Here is an 18,437-nt window from a genome sequence, read left to right on the forward strand (position 1 = left end):
CCACCCCAACTTGCCAAAAACCCACAACAGTTGAGCCTCGCAATATGCGGAAGCTGAACCGGACAGCCGTGGGCTTGGCCCGGCCATGACGATGAGGAGACAGGTGAGCGCAAAACTCCGCTCGCGGATAGCCTTGGCACCCGGGCGGTATTGCCGCTATTGCCAAAGCTCGCATCCCAAAACATTCCCCTTGCCAATTTCTGAAAATCGTGATTTACTCCCACCGTCCCGCCTCGTTGCAGAGGGGCGTATCGCGATCGTCACGGACGTGGAGCGCGGGATGCGGTGGGCGCAACGGGTCGCAGCATGGTTGTCCATGCGGACGAACGATCCGGTGCGCACGGTGAAATCGTGTGGTCTCGGCGCCGCGGTGCTGGCGTCAAGTCGTGGTGCGGTTGACGCGCATCGCGATGACGGGGGCAAGACAGCCGTTCCCCGGAGAGAGCGCGTATAAGCCGTTCCAACCATTGCGCAGGGAAGGCCGGGATGTCCTCAGCCGAACCTGTGGTTCTGCCGCCTGCATTTTTTCCGCAGGCGGGCCATGGGGGCGGCAGGCTCCCGGCCTTCCCTGCGCCCTCTCGTTTCAAGAGGGCGAATAGCCGCAAAGCTCGGGCCGTGCGGGCCGCGAGAATGCGCCATCATGTCTGCGCGTATGGCCATATCTGTTGTATGACGATGTGAGACGATGCGGTGTCGTCGCCTCGAGCGGCCGTGAAGACGCAACAAATGGGGACCACATCATGCCGACCGAACGTTTCCAGTTTGAAGGCGCCAGCGGCGACAAGCTTTCTGCCGCGCTCGATCTGCCCGGCGGCGCGCCGCGCGCTTACGCGCTGTTCGCGCATTGCTTCTCCTGCGGCAAGGACACCCACGCCGCGCGGCGCATCGCCATGGCGCTGACGGCGCATGGCATCGCCGTGCTGCGGTTCGACTTCACCGGCCTCGGCTCCAGCGAAGGCGACTTCGCCAACACGACGTTCTCCTCCAACGTCGCCGACCTCGTCCGCGCCGCCAATCATCTGCGTGAAACGCGACAGGCGCCGGCCATCCTGATCGGCCACAGCCTCGGCGGCGCCGCCGTGCTGGCCGCGGCCGGCGACATCCCCGATGCGAAGGCGGTGGTGACGATCGCGGCGCCGTCGGATCCGGCCCATGTGACGGCGCTGTTCAAGGACCGACTCGAGGCGATCCGCCGCGACGGCTCGGCCGAGGTCTCGCTCGCGGGGCGCCCGTTCCGGATCAGCAGCTCCTTCCTCGACGACATCGCCGAGCAGCGCCTGCTCGACAAGATCAAGCATCTGCACAAGGCGCTGCTGGTGATGCACTCGCCCCTCGACGACACCGTCGGTATCGACAACGCAACGAAGATCTTCGTCGCCGCCAGGCATCCCAAGAGCTTCATCTCGCTCGATCACGCCGATCATCTCATCAGCGGGAAAGAGGATGCCGCCTACATCGCCGAGGTGATCGCGAGCTGGGCCGGCCGTTACGTCGCGCCGGCGGCCGCCGAGCCCGCGCCCGCGGATGGCCCGCGCGACGTGATCGTGCGCGAGACCAGGTCGAGCAAGCTGCAGCAGAGCATCGCGCTCGGCCCGCATCATCTCACCGCTGACGAGCCGCTCTCCGTCGGCGGCCAGGATACCGGCCCGGGCCCCTACGACCTGCTGCTCGCGGCGCTCGGCGCCTGCACCTCGATGACGATGCGGCTCTATGCCGACCGCAAATCCCTGCCGCTCGACCGCATCACGGTCACCCTGCGCCACAGCAAGATCCATGCGGAAGATTGCGCGGAATGCGAGACCAAGGTCGGGCTGATCGATCAGCTCGACCGCGAGATCCACCTCGACGGCGCGCTCGATGAGGAGCAGCGCAGGAAGCTGATGGAGATCGCCGACAAATGCCCGGTGCACCGGACGCTGACGTCGGAGATCCGCATCGTCACGCGCGCGGCGGAGTGATCAACGCGCCGCCTGCGGCTCGATCTTCAGCGGCCTGACGCGCAACGCTCCGCGCAGGCCGGCCGCCGTGCCGATGAAGATGCCGGCGATGGCGACGAACGAGGGCAGCGCCAGGGTCGACAGTCCCGTGAGCCCCTGCCCGACCGAGCAGCCCAGCGCCATCACGCCGCCGATGCCCATCAGCGCGGCGCCGCCCGCCGAGCGCAGCATATGCTGCGGCGAATGAAAGCCCTCGAGCTTGAAGCGGCGCGTCGCCACGGCGGTAACGAGGCTGCCGGCGAGCACCCCGGCCACGGTGGCGATGCCGAAATTCGCGGTCGAGCCGGTCGACAGCATGATGTATTGCAGGGCATCGGCGATCGGCGCGACGAAGGTCAGGGACGCCACCGGCACGGGGTTGAAATCGTCCGCGCCGAGATAGCCGGTCGCGAACCATCCGGCCGCGATCAGCAGGCCGACGATGAGGCCCGCGAGCATCTGGCCGGGCGCGCGCCGGAAGGGCGCATGCGCAAAGGCGAAGACGATCAGCGCGCCGCCGAGCGCGAGCGCCGGCAGCAGCCGCGCCGCTGCACCATGCAGGCCACCGACCGAGAGCACGGCCGGCAGCGACGTCGCGGTCGCCGTGGTCTGCGAGCCCTGCATCAGCGCGATGCGCAGCGGCGCGATCAGGCCCTTCAAGGTCATCTCGGCGGCGATCGCCAGCACCGTCACGACAACGAAGGAGCGCAGATTGCCGCGGCCGAGCAGCACCAGCGCGCGCGAGCCGCAGCCATTGGCGAGCACCATGCCGTAGCCGAACAGGACACCGCCGGCGAACATCAGCGGCACCGAGAAGGTCGGCTGCAGATAGATCGACTTGCCGAGATCGACGGCGCCGTTGGCCGCGAGCAGCTGTGTGGCTATGATGGCGATGCCCATCGCCAGGGCGTAACTTCGCACCAGGCGGCTGTCGCCGTCGGCCCACCAGCCGCGCAGGCTGCTCATCATGCAGAAGCCGCTGAGCAGCCCCACCACGCCATAGACCAGGCCGATACCGAGACCGGTCACGACGGCGACATCAGCAGCTTCCGGCACGCGCAGGAGTCCTTCTGGTTGCGGAAAAGAGGCGGCGGCACGCGGGCTGCGCAAGCACCGCTTTCGCTTGACGCGCGCGGATTATTCGCCACGATATCGAGCTTAACTAGTTCAGAATGCTTGTTCCAACAAGCATCAACGGGAGAGAATGCCGTGGTGTCACCAGCGCATCCTCATGCGCCGATCTTGGCCTGTTCGCCGCCGGGGGCTCGCCGGTGAGTGGCGCGGCCCCGCTCTCCCCCGACGCGCTCGCCCGCGCTTGCGCCGACGCCATGTGGCAGGACGATCGCGCCAGCCAGGGCCTGGGCATGCAGATCATCGAAATCGGCCCGGGCTGCGCTACGCTGCGCATGACCATCCAGCCGCACATGGTCAACGGCCACGGCATCGCCCATGGCGGCTTCATCTTCACGCTGGCCGATTCCGCGTTCGCGTTCGCCTGCAACTCCCACAATGACCGCACCGTGGCGGCCCAGGGCAGTATCAGCTTCATCCGGCCGGGCAAGCTCGGCGATGTGCTGACCGCCCGCGCCAGCGAGGTGTCGCGCAGCGGCCGCTCCGGCATCTACGACGTTCGCGTCACCGCTGAAGACACCGTGATCGCGGAGTTTCGCGGCCATTCCCGCAGCATCGGCGGCACGCTGGTGCCGACCCCCACGGCTCCGCCGGAGGACTGACACGATGACATCGAGCAAACCTCAACCGGCCGGCAGCTACGTACCCGAGATGGACGACACCGAGCGCGCCTCGCGCGACCAAATCATGGCGCTGCAGACCAAGCGCCTCGCCTGGTCGCTGACGCACGCCTATGACAACGTCGCCCATTACCGTCGCGCCTTCGACAAGGCTGGCGTGCATCCCTCCGACTTCCGCGAGCTCGCCGACCTCGCCAAGTTTCCGTTCACGGTCAAGACGGACCTGCGCGACAATTACCCGTTCAACATGTTCGCCGTGCCGCGCGAGCAACTGGTGCGGGTGCATGCCTCGTCGGGCACGACGGGCAAGCCGATCGTGGTCGGCTATACCCGCAACGATATCGCGACCTGGTCCACCGTCATGGCGCGCTCGATCCGCGCTGCCGGCGGCCGCAGCGGCATGATCATCCACAATGCCTATGGTTATGGCCTGTTCACCGGCGGTCTCGGCGTCCATTACGGCGCCGAGCAGCTCGGCTGCACGGTGGTGCCGATCTCCGGCGGCATGACCGAGCGGCAGGTGCAGTTGATCAATGATTTCAGGCCCGACATCATCACGGTGACGCCGAGCTACATGCTGGCCATCCTCGACGAGTTCAAGCGCCAGGGGCTCGACCCGCGGCAGAGCTCGCTCAAGATCGGCATCTTCGGCGCCGAGCCATGGACCAATGCGATGCGCGCCGAGATCGAGGATGCGTTCGCGATGGACGCCACCGACATCTACGGCCTGTCCGAGGTGATCGGTCCGGGTGTGGCGCAGGAATGCCTGGAGACCAAGGACGGGCTGCACATCTGGGAGGATCATTTCTATCCGGAGATCGTCGATCCCGACACCGGCAAGGTGCTGCCCGACGGCGAGATCGGCGAGCTGGTGTTCACCTCGTTGACCAAGGAGGCCTTTCCCGTCATCCGCTATCGCACCCGCGATCTGACGCGGCTGCTGCCGGGCACCGCGCGGCCGGGCATGCGCCGCATGGAGAAGGTCACGGGCCGTTCCGACGACATGATCATCCTGCGCGGCGTGAATCTGTTCCCGTCACAGATCGAGGAGATCCTGCTGTCGACCGAATGGTGCGGCGGCCATTTCATGCTGGAGCTGACCCGCGAAGGCCGCATGGACGAGCTGACGATCTACGCGGAGTCGCGCCCGGAGCACTGGGACGAGACCGGCCTCGGCGCGCACGCCGAGCGGATCTCGATCCACATCAAGAACACGATCGGCCTGACCGCCAAGGTGAAGGTGGTGGCACCAGACACGCTGGAGCGCTCGGCCGGCAAGGCGAAACGGATCAAGGACAAGCGGCCGGTGGGGTAGTTGGGGAGTGCGCCGCGCTGTCACCCCTCATGGTGAGGAGCGCCGAAGGCGCATCTCGAACGACGAGTCCCGCTCCATACATCGCCATCTCACATATGATCGTAATCCACCACCACCCGCTCCGTCACCGGCTTGGCCTGGCACGTCAGCACGAATCCGGCCTTGAGCTCCCACGGCTCCAGCGAGTAGTTCAGCTCCATCTCGGCCTTGCCTTCGACCAGCTTGGCGCGGCAGGTGGAGCACATGCCGCCCTTGCAGGCGAATGGCAGGTCGACGCCGGCGCGGAGTGCGGCGTCGAGGATGGCCTCGCCGTCGGCGACCGGGACCTCGCGGCGCTTGCCGTCGATGATCAGGGCGGCGACCGCCTTGGGCGGCGCCGTATCGGGCACGACAGCTCTCGGCCGCGGCTTGCCGCCCGCACCGGAGACGAAGCGCTCGACGTGGATGCGCTCGTCGGCAATGCCGAGGATGTGGCAGGCAGCCTCGATGTCCTCGCTCATCCCGGTCGGACCGCAGATGAAAACGTGGTCGACCGTCTCCGCCGGCACCAGCGAGCGCAAGAGCATACGCACCTTTTCGCCGTCGAGACGACCGTGCAGGATCGGAAGATCCTGCTCCTCGCCGGAGATGACGTGGAACACCGAGAAGCGGTCGAGGAAGCGATCCTTCAGCTCCTCCAGTTGCTCGCGGAACAGCATGCCGGCGGTCGTGCGGTTGCCGTAGAACAGGAAGAAGCGGCTGTCCGGCTCGCGCGCCAGCACGGCCTTCACGATCGACAGGATCGGCGTGATGCCCGAGCCAGCGGCAAATCCGACATGGGTGCGCGCCGCCGCAGGATCCAGCGCCACGCCAAAACGTCCGGTCGGCGTCATCACGTCGATCTCGTCGCCGCGCTTCAATTCGTCGGTGACGAAGCTCGAGAACGCGCCGCCATCGACGCGCTTCACGGCGATGCGGATCTCGTTGTCATCGGGGCCGGAGCAGATCGAATAAGAGCGCCGGACTTCCTCGCCGCCGAGCGTCGTCTTCAGCGTGAGATACTGTCCGGGCGCGAAGCGATAGTCGTCCGCGAGTTCGTTTGGAATGGCAAACGTCAGCGACACCGCATCCGGTGCCTCCCGGCGCAAGTCACGGATGGCGAGACGGTGAAAGCGCGGCGTTGTCGACATCGAACCCATCCTCACGTCATTGCGAGGAGCGAAGCGACGAAGCAATCCAGGGCTCCGGGCGTGGCCCTGGATCGCGTCGCTGCGCTCGCGATGACGGCTTTAGCATCAGTGACACTTGAAGTAATCGAACGGCTCGCGGCACGATCTGCAGCGCCACAACGCCTTGCACGAGGTCGAGCCGAACTCGGCGAGTTGCTCGGTGTCATCAGACCCGCATTGCGGACACGCCACCTCGGCCACACCAAACAGCGCGCGCCGGCCACTCGACGGCGGCGGCGGCGCGATGCCGTACTCCCGCAGCTTGCGTCGCCCTTCCTCGCTCATCCAGTCCGTGGTCCAGGCCGGCGACAGCACAATGCGCACGCTGGCCTCGCGGAAGCCGGCGCGCTCCAGCGCCAGCTCGATCTCCAGCGCGATCATGTTCATCGCCGGGCAGCCGGAATAGGTCGGCGTGATCGCGACCTCCACCCGTTCCCCGACCACCTCGACCTCGCGCAGCACGCCGAGATCGTCGATCGTCAGCACCGGGATTTCCGGATCGGCCACCGACGCCGCCGCCTCCCAGGCGCGCTGGCGGAGTTCGGCAGGACTGGTGTCGGCGACTACCACGTCGCACCGGGGAAGCTGCGCTGCATGTATTGCAGCTCGCTGAGGAGATGGCCGAGATGCTCGCTGTGGCGGCCGTCGCGGCCGCCCTGCTGCATCCAGTCGTTCTCAGGCAGCACGAGGGTCGCCTCGCGCGCGACATGCGAGACGATCGACAGCCATTCCGGCAGCAGCATCGTCGGGTCGATCGCGATGCCGGCATCGATCAGTCCGCGCTCGGAGTCGTCGACGCTGAACATCTCGCCGGTGTACGCCCAGAGATCGTCGACCGCGGCCTGCGCGCGGGCGTGGCTCTCGTCGGTGCCGTCCCCGAGCCGGATCACCCACTCGCTGGCATGGCGCAGATGATAGGCGGATTCCTTCTCCGACTTGGCCGCGATGGCGGCGAGCGTCGCATCGGTCGAGCCCATCATGCCGCGCCAATACAGATCGGCGAAAGCCGCGTAGAACAGCTGCCGCACCATCGTGTGCGCGAAATCGCCATTCGGACGCTCGACCAGCAGCAGGTTGCGGTACTGCCTGACGTCCCGGAGATAAGCGAGCTTATCCTCGTCATTGTCGCGGCCCTCGACCTTTGCCGCGTAGCCATAGAGCTCGCGCGCCTGGCCGATCAGGTCGAGCGCCATGTTGGACAGCGCCATGTCCTCTTCGAGCATGGGCGCGTGGCCGCACCATTCGGAGAGGCGATGACCGAGGATCAGCGCATCATCGGCGCGGCGCAAGGTGTAGAGCACCAGCGGCGTTTCGGAGACAGTGATCGAGGGGGCGGTCATGACGTTTCGCCTCTGAAGCCACGCATTTGACCTCCTCCAGGAGCCCGCCGCAGGCGGGCGTCTCGAGGATGGGCCAGGAGCCGTATCGGGCCTCATGGTTCGAGACGGCGCTGCGCGCCTCCTCACCATGAGGAGTTGCACCTACATATGTCCGACTTCCTCGGGCACTTCATAAAAGGTCGGATGCCGATAGATCTTCGTTTCCGCCGGCTCGAACATCATGCCCTTGTCGGCGGGATCGGACGCGGTGATGGCGCTCGACGGCACCACCCAGATCGACAGGCCCTCGCCGCGGCGGGTGTAGAGGTCGCGCGCGGCCTGCAGCGCCATGGTCGCGTCCGGCGCATGCAGCGAGCCGCAATGCTTGTGCGCGAGCCCGTTGCGGCTGCGGATGAAGACCTCCCACAACGGCGTGTTCGGCGTCGCCATCTCGCTCTCCCTTGTCTATTCGGCGGCCTGCGCCATCCGGCGCTGCGCGCGCTTCTCGGCGTAGGCGGCCGCGGCTTCGCGCACCCACGCGCCGTCGGCATGCGCCTTGCGGCGCGCCGCCATACGGTCGCGGTTGCACGGGCCGTTGCCGGCCAGCACCTGCTTGAACTCGTTCCAGTCGATCGGACCGTGCCGCCAGTGGCCCTGCTCGTCCTGCGTCATCGCGGGATCGGGAATCGTCAGGCCGAGATACTGCGCCTGCGGCACGGTGGCATCGATGAACTTCTGGCGCAGCTCGTCATTGGAGAAGCGCTTGATCTTCCACTTCGTCGAGGCGTCGCTGTGCTGGCTGGCCTGATCCGGCGGGCCGAACATCATCAGCACCGGCCACCACCATCTGTTCAACGCATCCTGCGCCATCGCCTTCTGCTCGGGCGTGCCGCGGCAGAGCGTGAGCATGATCTCGTAGCCCTGGCGCTGGTGGAACGATTCCTCCTTGCAGACGCGGATCATCGCGCGCGCATAGGGGCCGTAGGAGCAGCGGCACAGCGGGATCTGGTTCATGATCGCGGCGCCATCGACCAGCCAGCCGATCACGCCGATATCCGCCCAGGTCAAGGTCGGGTAGTTGAAGATCGAGGAGTACTTGGCCTTGCCGGCCAGCATCGCGTCGACCAGTTCCTCGCGCGAGGCGCCAAGCGTCTCGGCCGCGGCGTAGAGATACAGCCCATGGCCGCATTCGTCCTGGACCTTGGCGAGCAACGCCGCCTTGCGGCGCAGGCTCGGCGCGCGCGTGATCCAGTTGCCCTCGGGCAGCATGCCGACGATCTCGGAATGGGCGTGCTGGGAAATCTGCCGGACCAGCGTCTTGCGATAGGCCGACGGCATCCAGTCGTTCGGCTCGATGCGCTCCTCGGCATCGATGCGCGCCTGAAAGCGCGAGGCGCGTCCGGCGTCCTCGGCGAAGCTGCCCTCCTCGGGCGAATTGAGCGCCTGCGTGTACATGCGGCGGCGTCCTCCCAGGACTTGGTTGCCGCCAATATATAACGAGATTTTATCCGTGCAATCGAATTCTGTAATATATCAGCCCACCTCATGAGCATCGGCGAACCGCCGCAGCAGCGTCGCGCCGGCCGCAGGCAAAGGCCCCTCTTCATTGGTCGCGTGAGCGTCGAGCCATCGCTCGGAACCCGGCAGCAGCAGCCGGTAGATGTCGCCGCAGAGCACACGCGCTTGTCGTCCCGGCCAGTTCCCAGGCAGCAGCTCGGCCGGCAGCAAGGGATCGCGCAGCACGATGCGGCGGTAGTGATGGATCAGCAGGATGCGGGCGGTGAAGGCCTGGCCGTCGGACAGCGGCTCGCCGCGTTCGATGCTGGCCTTGAGCGGCGCAAAGGAGGCGCTGAACTTGCGATAGGCTTCCGCAGTCCGCTCCAGTGCCCAGCTCTCGGCGACCAGCCGCCGCGCCATATCCGAGCCTGCGGAGGCCTGCAGGCGGACCGCCCCCTCCACCGCGTCTGGCACGGCGATGCTCGAGGGCGCCACGAACACGCCCGGCAGCGGGCTGCCGAAGCCGGCGTCGCGCAGCGCGATCCGCGCCTGCTCGCGGTCATCAGCGCTGCCGATGAGCAGCAGTTCGAAGCTGCCGTTCCATTCCGCCGGCGGCGAATCGTAGATGTGGCGGGTGGCGCCGGCAAAGGTCTGCTCGCCGCGCCGGGTCAGGCGATAGAAGCTGTTGCGGCCGCTCTTCGTCCGCTCGAACCAGCCTTCCGCCGTCAGCCGCGACATCGCGGTGCGCACCACGCTGCCGTCGATCGCGAGCCCTTCCAAGAAGGCCAGCAGACTGCCGAGCCAGACGCTGCCGCCGCGCGGCACGATGGCGTCGCCGAACACGGTGATGATCAGCGAGCCCGTGCGCGACGGCTCGCTCTTGAGCTCATGGACGATGCGGGACAGCGGCTGCGGCATGGTGCAGGCTTTAGCCGGTTTCGCCCGATCGCAAAAGAAAAGGCCCGCATGGAGCGGGCCTTGCAGATGGATCGACTGACGCGCGAGGCGATCAGGCGGTCTTGTTGTAGGCCTTGGCCATGTTCTCCTGCGCGAGCTTGGCACCCTCGGTGACGAGCTTGCCGACATACTCGCTGGTCGACTTGGCGCGGGCGACGAGCGCCTCGCCTCGGGCACGGGCCAGCTCACCCTGGATCTGAACGGCTTCGCTGATCGACTTCGCGGACGCCAGCTTGTCCAGGCCGTCGAAGAACGCTTCGGTGTCCTGATACAGCGCCTGCTGGATGTTGCGGCTGATCTTGCCGGCCTCGGTCACGCCGTCGAACACGGCGGTTTCGATCGCCGACGTCACCTTCTCGGAGCCAGCGAGGGCCTCCGCAGCGCGCTCCTTGGCGGTCGACGCGGTCTTCTTGACGAACTCCCGCGCGGACTCCGGCACTTCCATCGTCTGCAGGTTCTTGAACGCGTCGGTCACCGGCGCAAAGGCATCCTTGACGGTGTCGAACACGGTATTGGTCTCGGTGGTCATGGCTGTCTCCATCCTCAATGCTTCTGAGCTATGGCTCGCTCCGTCCCTTATGAAACCGGAGTGACTCAGCTATACCAGCACACATAGTGCATCGCAACAAAAATGTTGCAATGCACCATCCAGGGAGGATGGGGGAAAGGCCGTCCCCGCTCAAGTGCCCGACGGCGCATCATTGCCTTGGCGCGAGCCCCGATCAGGGCCGCCCCCATGCTTCTTGTTGCGAGACTTTCCGGGCCGGACCGGCTCGGCCGTTCCCGGCGCGGTCTCGACCGCCGCGGGTTCTGGTTCCGCCGGCGGCGACGGTTTCATCACCCTGTCGAGCACCTCCCGGATCTCGCGCAGCTGCGCCTCGATGGACGCCATCGGGGCAGGACCGGACGGCTGCGCCGCCTTCAGAATCTGGTCGAGCAGCGCCTTGATCTCGCTCAACTGGGGCGTGACATCGATGGCAGGCTTCGTTCCGGGGAGCGGCGCTTTGGATGTGGCAACAAGCTCGTTGAGCAAGGCCTTGATCTCGTTGAGCTCAGGCGTGACGTCGACCGGAGCCGGCGCAACCGGCTGCGCCTTGGATGCGGCGAGAAGCGCGTCGAGCAAGCTCTTGATCTCATTCAACTGGGGAGCGAGATCCACCGGCGGTTTCGATGCCGGCAGCGGCACCTTCGCGGCGCCCAGCAGCTCCTTCAACAGCGCCCGCGTCTCCGCCAGTTCGCCTTCGATCGACGCCAGCCGCTCGTTGAGCGCAGTCAGTTGACCGCGGCTCGGCACGTTCATGCCGGCGAAGTAGTTTTCCATCAGATCGGCCATGGGCTTCTGTCCGTTTCCAGAACCAGTTGCAGGATCGTCGGAGGATGAGCGGGCCGCGCCCAGCGGGCGCAATCGCGTGAAGGCCGTGAAGCTCTTCTGCATCTCACCGACCATCTGCTGCCAGAATGCGATCGGATCGCCGGACTTGTTCACCATCGGCACGCTCCTTCAGGCCACGCGGAGACTCAACACAACCTGTCATAGCACGTCATCGCTGCGATGCGGGAGGATCATGGGGCCGCTTCTCTCTGTCGGCGGAACCATGCCATAGATGGCCTGTTGGCCTTGAACGAGGGATCATCGTGACTGCAAATGCTCATCAGCCGCCGCAGACCGTGCGCGCCAACGGTATCGACATCTGCTACGAGATCTTCGGCGACCCGGCGGCCCCTCCTCTCATGCTGATCATGGGCCTCGGCGGGCAGATGATCATCTGGTACGATGAGTTCTGCGAACAGCTCGCAAGCTGCGGCTTTCGCGTGATCCGCTTCGACAACCGCGACATCGGCCAGTCGAGCAAGCTGCATGGCGGACGCCGCCTGACGCCGTTTGAGCTGCTCAAGCTGCGCTTCTTCAACATTCCCGTCGCCGCGCCCTACAAGCTGCTCGACATGGCCAAGGACACGGTCGGCGTGATGGACGCACTCGACATCAAGTCGGCGCATCTGGTCGGCGCGTCGATGGGCGGCATGATCGCGCAGGAGATCGCGATCTCCTTTCCGCATCGCGTGCGCTCGCTGACATCGATCATGTCGACGACCGGCAATCCGCGCATCCCGCCGCCGACGCGCGAGGTCGCGATGCTGCTGATGGCGCCGCCACCGAAGACCAAGGACGAGTACATCAAGCGCTTCCAGAGGACCTGGAAGGCGCTGCGCGTCGGCTCCTTCCCCGAGGACGAGGCGAATGACGTGGCGCTCGCCGAACGCTGCTTCGCGCGCGGCATCAATCCCGCTGGCGTCGGACGTCAGTTGCGCGCGATCCTGGCCTCCGGCAGCCGCAAGCCGCGGCTGCATCTGGTGACCGCGCCGACACTCGTGATCCACGGCAAGGTCGACCCGCTGGTTCATCCCACCGCCGGCAAGGACACCGCGGAGTCGATTCCGAATGCCAAGCTCCTGATGATCGACGGCATGGGTCACGCCACCCCGCGGCCGATGTGGCCGCAGATCATCGACGCCATCACCGAGCACGCGCACGGCGCGAATGCGCAGGCGGCGTAGAATGGCAGTCGGTGGTCACCGCCGCCGCCCGGAAACAAGCTGTCGTCCCGGCGAACGCCGGGACCCATAACCACCGGCTTTGGTGATGGCGACGGGCTGTGGCTCCAGCCCGCTTCAGCCATCCGGGCCTGTGGTTACGGGTCCCGGATCGGCGCCTGCCGACGCGTTGCGTCGACAGGCTTGTCCGGGACGACACATGTTGCTGAGGGTCGCTATTGCCTCACGCGACGCGAGTCTGTGTCTCAGCCGTTCTTCAAACGAACCGCCGGAAGCCCCTAGCCAAACCTCCGCCGCCGCCATTCGATCAGCTTGGCGCTCACCTCCTCCGGCTGCTCCTGCTGCGTCCAGTGGCCGCTGTCGCGGACGAGATATTTCTCCAGGTCCGGGACCAGCTTCTCCATGCCGTCGGCGGCCGAGGGCGGCAGCACGGCGTCGTTCTCCGCCATGATCATCAGCGACGGCACGCGCACCGTATGGTCGAGCCCTTCGGCGCGCTGCCAGTTGCGCGTCATGTTGCGATACCAGTTGATGCCGCCGGTGAAGCCGGTGCGCGTGAAGGTGTCGACGAACACCTGCTTCTCGGCCTCCGACAGGATCGGCTGCCGCGTGTCCTTGGCGGCGTCATAGGCCGCGATCATCTGCGGGAACGCCAGATTGAGCGACGGCGACGCTGCGATCCCGCCGGCCGGCGGCTCCGTCGGCGGCACATCGCTGCGCGGCAGCGGCTTGCGCATGAACGCATCGAAGGTCTCCGCGACACGGCTGCCGAAGATGCGGTCCGGCTCGCGTGCGGGATCCTGGAACTGCACGATGTACATCATGTCGCCGAACCGCTTGCGCATGATGGCGATGGGATCGGCAGGCGCGCGCGGCAGATGCGGCGTGTTGATGCCGACCACGCCCGCGACTCGATCGGGGTATCGCAGCGGCATCTGCCAGACGACGAAGCCGCCCCAGTCGTGTCCGACGAAGATCGCCTTGTCGATGTTGAGATGATCGAGCAGGCCGACGAGGTCGGCGGTGAGATGCTCGAGGTCATAGGCCTCGACCGGCTCCGGCCGGTCGGTCGCGCCATAGCCGCGCTGGTCGGGTGCGATGACGCGGATGCCGGCCTCGGCCAGCGCCTTGATCTGGTGCCGCCACGAGAAGGCCAGCTCCGGCCAGCCGTGACAGAGGATCATCGGCGGCCTGTCGCTGACGGGGCCCGCCTCGTAATAGCCCATGCGAATGCCGTTGGTCGTCGCGAACTGCAGCGCCGGCATCCAAGACGGATCGGTCATGCATCCTCCCCTGAAGCTGTTCAGCCGGCCTTTTTCGACCGGTCTTCGGCTCCGGCGTGGAGCCTGCTCCATGCCGTGACGTCACGCCGCTTCTCCTCGGAGTTCCGCGCGAGCGAAATCCGAGCAGCCGTTTGCCGCGTCAGGCCGACTTCTTGTCGCTCGAACGGCTGCCGCCGAGGCCTGTCATGGTCAGCATCAGGTCCTGAAACCGTTCGGCCAGGCGAGGATCGAACGTGAACCAGCTCTGCATGATGGCTTCGGGCGTGAGCTTGTCGATGTTGCTCGTCATCTGGTTCTGCAGACGGTCCATGACCGCGGCCTGCATCGGACCGACATCGGGAAGTCCGAAAAACTGCCGCGCTTCGAGCGGTGTGCAATCGATCTCGATATTGACTTTCATGTCCGCTCCGCTGTTCGAACCATCCCGACGCCAGCCCCGGGCCGGGCCCCCTTCACAAGGAACGCCCATCCCGGACTCTCGGCAGGGATGTCCAGTATCACCGCGCCGGCCCCCCTCTAGCAAGCGGCGCGTTGCTGCAGGTGCGCAATTCCCGGGACATGGTCAATCCGGCGGGTCCTCAGCCCGATCCCGGACGGCGCCGCGCGCGTGCGCTGCACAGCGGCCGCGGGGATAACCATATCGTTTAGGCTTAAACAAACTGCACTTGTGTGCCGCCGCTGAACTCTGGCAACATATTCGGATCGATCTGCCGCGGGTCGTACGGCGCACCGCCAGGCCAGAGCCAACGGGATCAGTTCATTCCGGCGCGGCATCAGACTTGCAAGCATATCGCCCGGCGTCTTGTTGCTTCTTGAAGTTCGTGCAAGAGGCGCTGCAGACAACACGAACTTCGAAGCAAAGCAGGCCGGACATAATCGCGCCTGCCGAAAAACCAAGCGTCAAACGCGGAGAATTTGGACATATGTCGGGACGCAAATCCCTGCTCATCGCGGCAGCGGTCGCATTCGGCCTCGCCGTCATGCCGGCCTCGGCCCAGACCCTGCGCTATGCCAACCAGGGCACCCTGAAATCGCTCGATCCCTACACCTTCAAGGAATCGACCACGATTGCGCACCATGCTCACGTCTATGAGGGGCTGACCGCGCGCGACAAGGATCTGAAGATCATCCCCGCGCTGGCCGAGAGCTGGGAAACGCCCGAGCCGACGCGCTGGCGCTTCCATCTGCGCAAGGGCGTCAAGTTCCACAATGGCGAACCCTTCACCGCCGACGACGTGATCTTCTCCGCCGATCGCGTCCGCGCCACCGGCTCCAACTTCCTCTCCAACGTTCCGCCGGACGCAAAATTCATCAAGGTCGACGACTACACCGTCGACGTGAAGCTCGATGCCCCCAATCCCATCCTGATCTCGCAGTGGGATACCTGGTACATCATGAGCAAGAAGTGGTGCGAGGACAACAACTCGGTCGCGCCGACGCCGGTGTCGGCAACCACGCCGAGCTACGCCGCGCTACATGAGAACGGCACCGGCCCCTTCATCATCGAGAGCCATCAGCCCGGTGTGAAGACCGTATTCAAGGTCAATCCGAACTGGTGGGGCAAGCCCGAGCACAATCTGAAGGAGATCGTGTTCACCACCATCGCCTCCGACGCCACGCGCGTCGCGGCGCTGCTGTCCGGCGAGGTCGACATCATCGAGCCGGTCCCGGTGCAGGATATCGGCCGCGTCGATTCCAGCCCGAACGCCCATGTCCTGAAGGGACCGGAGCTGCGCACGATCTTCCTCGGCATGGACGAGACGCGCGACGAGCTGCTGTACTCGAACGTCAAGGGCAAGAACCCGTTCAAGGACATCCGCGTGCGCGAGGCCTTCTACAAGGCGATCGACGTCGAGCTGATCAAGACCCGCGTCATGCGTGGCCTGTCGACGCCGTCGGCGCTGATGATCGCGCCGCAGCTCTATGCGCTGTCCAAGGACTTCACGCGGCCGAAATACGATCCGGACGCCGCCAAGAAGCTGCTGACCGAGGCCGGCTATCCCGACGGCTTCGAGGTCGGCATGGACTGCCCGAACGACCGCTACGTCAACGACGCCGCGATCTGCCAGGCCGTGGTCGGCATGCTCGCCCGCATCGGCGTCAAGGTGAACCTGAACGCGCAGCCCAAGGCGCAGTACTTCGCCAAGGTGCTGAAGCCCGGCGGCTACAACACCTCGTTCTTCCTGCTCGGCTGGACGCCCTCCTCGATGGATGCGCACAACGTGATGCACGACATCATGGGCTGCCGTGACGATGCCAAGGACCCGACCCGGGGCGAGGCCAATCTCGGCAATTACTGCAACAAGGAGTTCGACGCCCTGACCGACAAGGTCCTGGTCGAGACCGACACCGCCAAGCGCAATCAACTGATCAAGCAGGCGTTCGAGATTGGCATCAAGGATTACGGCTACATCCCGCTGCATCAGCAGGCAGTGGCCTGGGGCGTCTCGAAGAAGGTGAAGATTCCGCTGCGCGCCGACAACGCCGTGCTGCTGTTCCTCGCCACCAAGACCGAGTAGTCCTCACGCGACGACGAGTCCCGGAAAGCAGAACTGCTTTTCGGGACTTTTCATTTCCCGCGGCAGGTGCTACGCGCCGCCGCATCTCGAAGGACCTGAAAGGATCAGATGCTCGCCTTCGCGCTTCGCCGAGCAATTCAGGCCATCGGCGTCATGATCGCCGTCGGAATCATCGCGTTCGCCATGTTCCGATTCGCCGGAGATCCGGTGAGCCAGCTGGTGCCGATCGATGCGTCGGCGGCGGAGCGGGCCAGCATCCGCCAGTCGCTCGGGCTCGACGATCCCTTCATCGTGCAGTTCGGGCGCTATCTGTTCGACGCGGCGCAGTTCAAGTTCGGCGTCTCCTATCAGTTCCGGCAGCCGGTCTCCGATCTCCTCAAGGAGCGCATGCCCGCCACCCTGGAACTGGCGGTCTGCGCGACGATCCTGGCGCTGGTCTTCGGCATCCTGATGGGCGTGTTCTCGGCGCTGCACCGCGACTCCCTGCTCGCCAAGCTGTTCCAGATGCTGTCGCTGATCGGCATCTCCCTGCCGACCTTCCTGATCGGCATCCTGCTGATCTATCTGTTCTCGGTCACGCTGGGATGGCTGCCGTCGTTCGGCCGCGGCGATACCGTCAGGCTGGGCTGGTGGACATCGGGCCTGTTCACCGTCTCCGGCTGGAAGGCATTGATCATGCCCTCGATCACGCTCGGCCTGTTCCAGATGACCCTGATCATGCGGCTGGTCCGCGCCGAGATGCTCGAGGTGCTGCGCACCGACTATATCCGCTTCGCCCGCGCCCGCGGGCTGACCACGCGCGCGATCCATTTCGGCCACGCGCTGCGCAACACCCTGGTGCCGGTGATCACCGTGGTCGGTCTGCAATTCGGCTCGGTGATCGCGTTCTCGATCATCACCGAGCAGGTGTTCCAGTGGCCGGGCATGGGCCTGCTGTTCGTGCAGGCGGTGCAGAACGTCGATATCCCGATCATGGCGGCCTACCTGATGATGGTGTCGCTGATCTTCGTCACCATCAATCTCGTGGTTGATATCCTCTACACCGTGGTCGATCCGCGCCTGCGCGCGACCATCAGCCGTCCGGCCTGATCATGAGCGACGCAGCCCTCCCCCACCCCACGCCAGTCGAGACGCCGCGCGCCGCCGACGGCTGGCTGAAGCGTGCGTTTGCGAGCGACCTGTTCTACTCGTTCCGCCGCTCCAAGCTGACGGTCGCCGCGGCCGTGATCACGCTGCTGTTCTTCCTGCTTGCGATCTTCGCGCCGCTGCTGTCGCCGCAGAACCCGTTCGACCCGGCCCAGTTGCAGCTCCTGAACTCGCGCATCTCGCCGCTGTGGACCGCCGACGGGCAGAGCCCGTTCCTGCTCGGCACCGACGAGCAGGGCCGTGACGTGCTCTCCGCCATCCTCTACGGCCTGCGCATCTCGCTCCTGGTCGGCATTCTCGGCGTCGCCTTTTCCGGCGCGCTCGGCATCGGCCTCGGGCTGATCGCGGGCTATTTCGGCGGCCGGGTCGACACCGTGATCATGCGCATCGCCGACGTCCAGCTCACCTTTCCGCCGATCCTGATTGCGCTGCTGGTCAACGGCATCGCCAAGTCGGTGTCCGGCAACCGGCTGGACTGGCTTAGCATGCTGGTCGTGCTCGTGCTGGCGATCGGCCTCTCCTTCTGGGTGCAGTATGCGCGCACGGTGCGCAGCTCCGTGCTGGTGGAGAAGAACAAGGACTACGTCGCCGCCGCACAACTGATCGGCCTGCCGGCGCCCGTCATCATGCTCCGCCATGTGCTGCCCAACACCACCGGTCCCGTGCTGGTGATCGCGACCATAAACCTGGCGCTCGCGATCATCACCGAGGCGACCCTGTCGTTCCTCGGCTCGGGCATGCCGGAGACGATGCCCTCGCTCGGCACCCTGATCCGGATCGGCAACAACTATCTGTTCGCCGGCGAATGGTGGATCGTCGCATTCCCTGGCATCGCGCTCGCCGGGCTGATCCTCGCCATCAACCTGCTCGGCGACTGGCTGCGCGACGCCCTCAACCCGAAACTGCGATGACC

Annotated in this window: 18 protein-coding genes; 7 read left to right on the forward strand and 11 right to left on the reverse strand. The window is 65.8% G+C overall.

The window, feature by feature from the left end:
• Nucleotides 1–740: 740 nt before the first annotated feature.
• Nucleotides 741–1,958, forward strand: a complete 1,218-nt coding sequence (locus ACQR2C_RS31500; RefSeq protein ID WP_434882868.1) for a bifunctional alpha/beta hydrolase/OsmC family protein — start codon at nucleotides 741–743, stop codon at nucleotides 1,956–1,958.
• Here ACQR2C_RS31500 and ACQR2C_RS31505 read toward each other — a convergent pair whose 3' ends face one another.
• On the reverse strand, nucleotides 1,959–3,005 hold the full coding sequence (locus tag ACQR2C_RS31505) for a YeeE/YedE family protein (RefSeq protein WP_434882883.1): 1,047 nt from the start codon (nucleotides 3,003–3,005) through the stop codon (nucleotides 1,959–1,961).
• Nucleotides 3,006–3,247: 242 nt separating this feature from the next.
• Between ACQR2C_RS31505 and paaI the strand changes: the two genes are divergently transcribed.
• Both paaI and paaK read left to right on the forward strand, forming a co-directional pair.
• Nucleotides 3,248–3,709, forward strand: coding sequence for a hydroxyphenylacetyl-CoA thioesterase PaaI (gene paaI / locus ACQR2C_RS31510; protein ID WP_315801348.1), 462 nt, complete (start codon nucleotides 3,248–3,250; stop codon nucleotides 3,707–3,709).
• Nucleotides 3,710–3,713: 4 nt separating this feature from the next.
• Complete coding sequence (gene paaK, locus ACQR2C_RS31515; protein ID WP_434873707.1) at nucleotides 3,714–5,042, forward strand: phenylacetate--CoA ligase PaaK; 1,329 nt, start codon at nucleotides 3,714–3,716, stop codon at nucleotides 5,040–5,042.
• An 89-nt stretch (nucleotides 5,043–5,131) separates the two neighbouring features.
• Here paaK and paaE read toward each other — a convergent pair whose 3' ends face one another.
• From paaE to ACQR2C_RS31555, 8 genes are all read right to left on the reverse strand, one after another.
• Nucleotides 5,132–6,211 (reverse strand): 1,2-phenylacetyl-CoA epoxidase subunit PaaE, encoded by a 1,080-nt coding sequence (gene paaE / locus ACQR2C_RS31520; RefSeq protein WP_316183429.1) that lies wholly within the window; start codon nucleotides 6,209–6,211, stop codon nucleotides 5,132–5,134.
• Nucleotides 6,212–6,316: 105 nt separating this feature from the next.
• Entirely contained in the window at nucleotides 6,317–6,820 is a 504-nt protein-coding gene (gene paaD, locus ACQR2C_RS31525; RefSeq protein ID WP_315801351.1) for a 1,2-phenylacetyl-CoA epoxidase subunit PaaD, read from the reverse strand.
• Nucleotides 6,814–7,590 carry a 1,2-phenylacetyl-CoA epoxidase subunit PaaC gene (paaC, locus tag ACQR2C_RS31530; RefSeq protein WP_434882869.1) on the reverse strand — a complete coding sequence of 259 codons (777 nt, stop codon included), beginning with the start codon at nucleotides 7,588–7,590 and terminating at the stop codon, nucleotides 6,814–6,816. The genes paaD and paaC overlap by 7 nt, the downstream gene beginning before the upstream one ends.
• A 141-nt stretch (nucleotides 7,591–7,731) precedes the next feature.
• Nucleotides 7,732–8,019 carry a 1,2-phenylacetyl-CoA epoxidase subunit PaaB gene (gene paaB, locus ACQR2C_RS31535; protein WP_006613353.1) on the reverse strand — a complete coding sequence of 96 codons (288 nt, stop codon included), beginning with the start codon at nucleotides 8,017–8,019 and terminating at the stop codon, nucleotides 7,732–7,734.
• Nucleotides 8,020–8,034: 15 nt separating this feature from the next.
• Nucleotides 8,035–9,024 (reverse strand): 1,2-phenylacetyl-CoA epoxidase subunit PaaA, encoded by a 990-nt coding sequence (gene paaA / locus ACQR2C_RS31540; RefSeq protein WP_434840532.1) that lies wholly within the window; start codon nucleotides 9,022–9,024, stop codon nucleotides 8,035–8,037.
• Nucleotides 9,025–9,102: 78 nt separating this feature from the next.
• Nucleotides 9,103–9,984 (reverse strand): phenylacetic acid degradation operon negative regulatory protein PaaX, encoded by an 882-nt coding sequence (gene paaX / locus ACQR2C_RS31545; protein WP_434882870.1) that lies wholly within the window; start codon nucleotides 9,982–9,984, stop codon nucleotides 9,103–9,105.
• A gap of 91 nt (nucleotides 9,985–10,075) precedes the next feature.
• Nucleotides 10,076–10,552, reverse strand: a complete 477-nt coding sequence (locus ACQR2C_RS31550) for a phasin (protein WP_315801355.1) — start codon at nucleotides 10,550–10,552, stop codon at nucleotides 10,076–10,078.
• Between the two features lie 150 nt (nucleotides 10,553–10,702).
• Nucleotides 10,703–11,512 carry a hypothetical protein gene (locus ACQR2C_RS31555; protein ID WP_434882871.1) on the reverse strand — a complete coding sequence of 270 codons (810 nt, stop codon included), beginning with the start codon at nucleotides 11,510–11,512 and terminating at the stop codon, nucleotides 10,703–10,705.
• Nucleotides 11,513–11,658: 146 nt separating this feature from the next.
• Between ACQR2C_RS31555 and ACQR2C_RS31560 the strand changes: the two genes are divergently transcribed.
• Nucleotides 11,659–12,579, forward strand: coding sequence for an alpha/beta fold hydrolase (locus ACQR2C_RS31560; protein WP_434882872.1), 921 nt, complete (start codon nucleotides 11,659–11,661; stop codon nucleotides 12,577–12,579).
• A 275-nt stretch (nucleotides 12,580–12,854) separates the two neighbouring features.
• On the opposite strand, the gene ACQR2C_RS31565 is transcribed toward ACQR2C_RS31560, so the two are convergent.
• A complete protein-coding gene (locus ACQR2C_RS31565) occupies nucleotides 12,855–13,859 on the reverse strand; it encodes an alpha/beta fold hydrolase (protein ID WP_434882873.1) in 1,005 nt (334 codons plus the stop codon).
• A gap of 139 nt (nucleotides 13,860–13,998) precedes the next feature.
• The gene (locus ACQR2C_RS31570) at nucleotides 13,999–14,259 is read right to left on the reverse strand and encodes a DUF6489 family protein (RefSeq protein ID WP_315801359.1); all 261 of its coding nucleotides are present in this window, start codon (nucleotides 14,257–14,259) and stop codon (nucleotides 13,999–14,001) included.
• A 523-nt stretch (nucleotides 14,260–14,782) separates the two neighbouring features.
• Between ACQR2C_RS31570 and ACQR2C_RS31575 the strand changes: the two genes are divergently transcribed.
• The 3 genes from ACQR2C_RS31575 to ACQR2C_RS31585 all read left to right on the forward strand — a co-directional run bounded on the left by ACQR2C_RS31575 (nucleotide 14,783) and on the right by ACQR2C_RS31585 (nucleotide 18,435).
• Nucleotides 14,783–16,378 (forward strand): ABC transporter substrate-binding protein, encoded by a 1,596-nt coding sequence (locus tag ACQR2C_RS31575; protein ID WP_434882874.1) that lies wholly within the window; start codon nucleotides 14,783–14,785, stop codon nucleotides 16,376–16,378.
• Nucleotides 16,379–16,486: 108 nt separating this feature from the next.
• On the forward strand, nucleotides 16,487–17,467 hold the full coding sequence (locus tag ACQR2C_RS31580; protein WP_434882875.1) for an ABC transporter permease: 981 nt from the start codon (nucleotides 16,487–16,489) through the stop codon (nucleotides 17,465–17,467).
• A 2-nt stretch (nucleotides 17,468–17,469) separates the two neighbouring features.
• Nucleotides 17,470–18,435, forward strand: coding sequence for an ABC transporter permease (locus tag ACQR2C_RS31585; protein WP_316183420.1), 966 nt, complete (start codon nucleotides 17,470–17,472; stop codon nucleotides 18,433–18,435).
• Nucleotides 18,436–18,437: the final 2 nt, after the last annotated feature.

Origin of the sequence: Bradyrhizobium sp. HKCCYLRH3061 (genome assembly GCF_051168015.1) — a bacterium.
Lineage (GTDB): Bacteria > Pseudomonadota > Alphaproteobacteria > Rhizobiales > Xanthobacteraceae > Bradyrhizobium.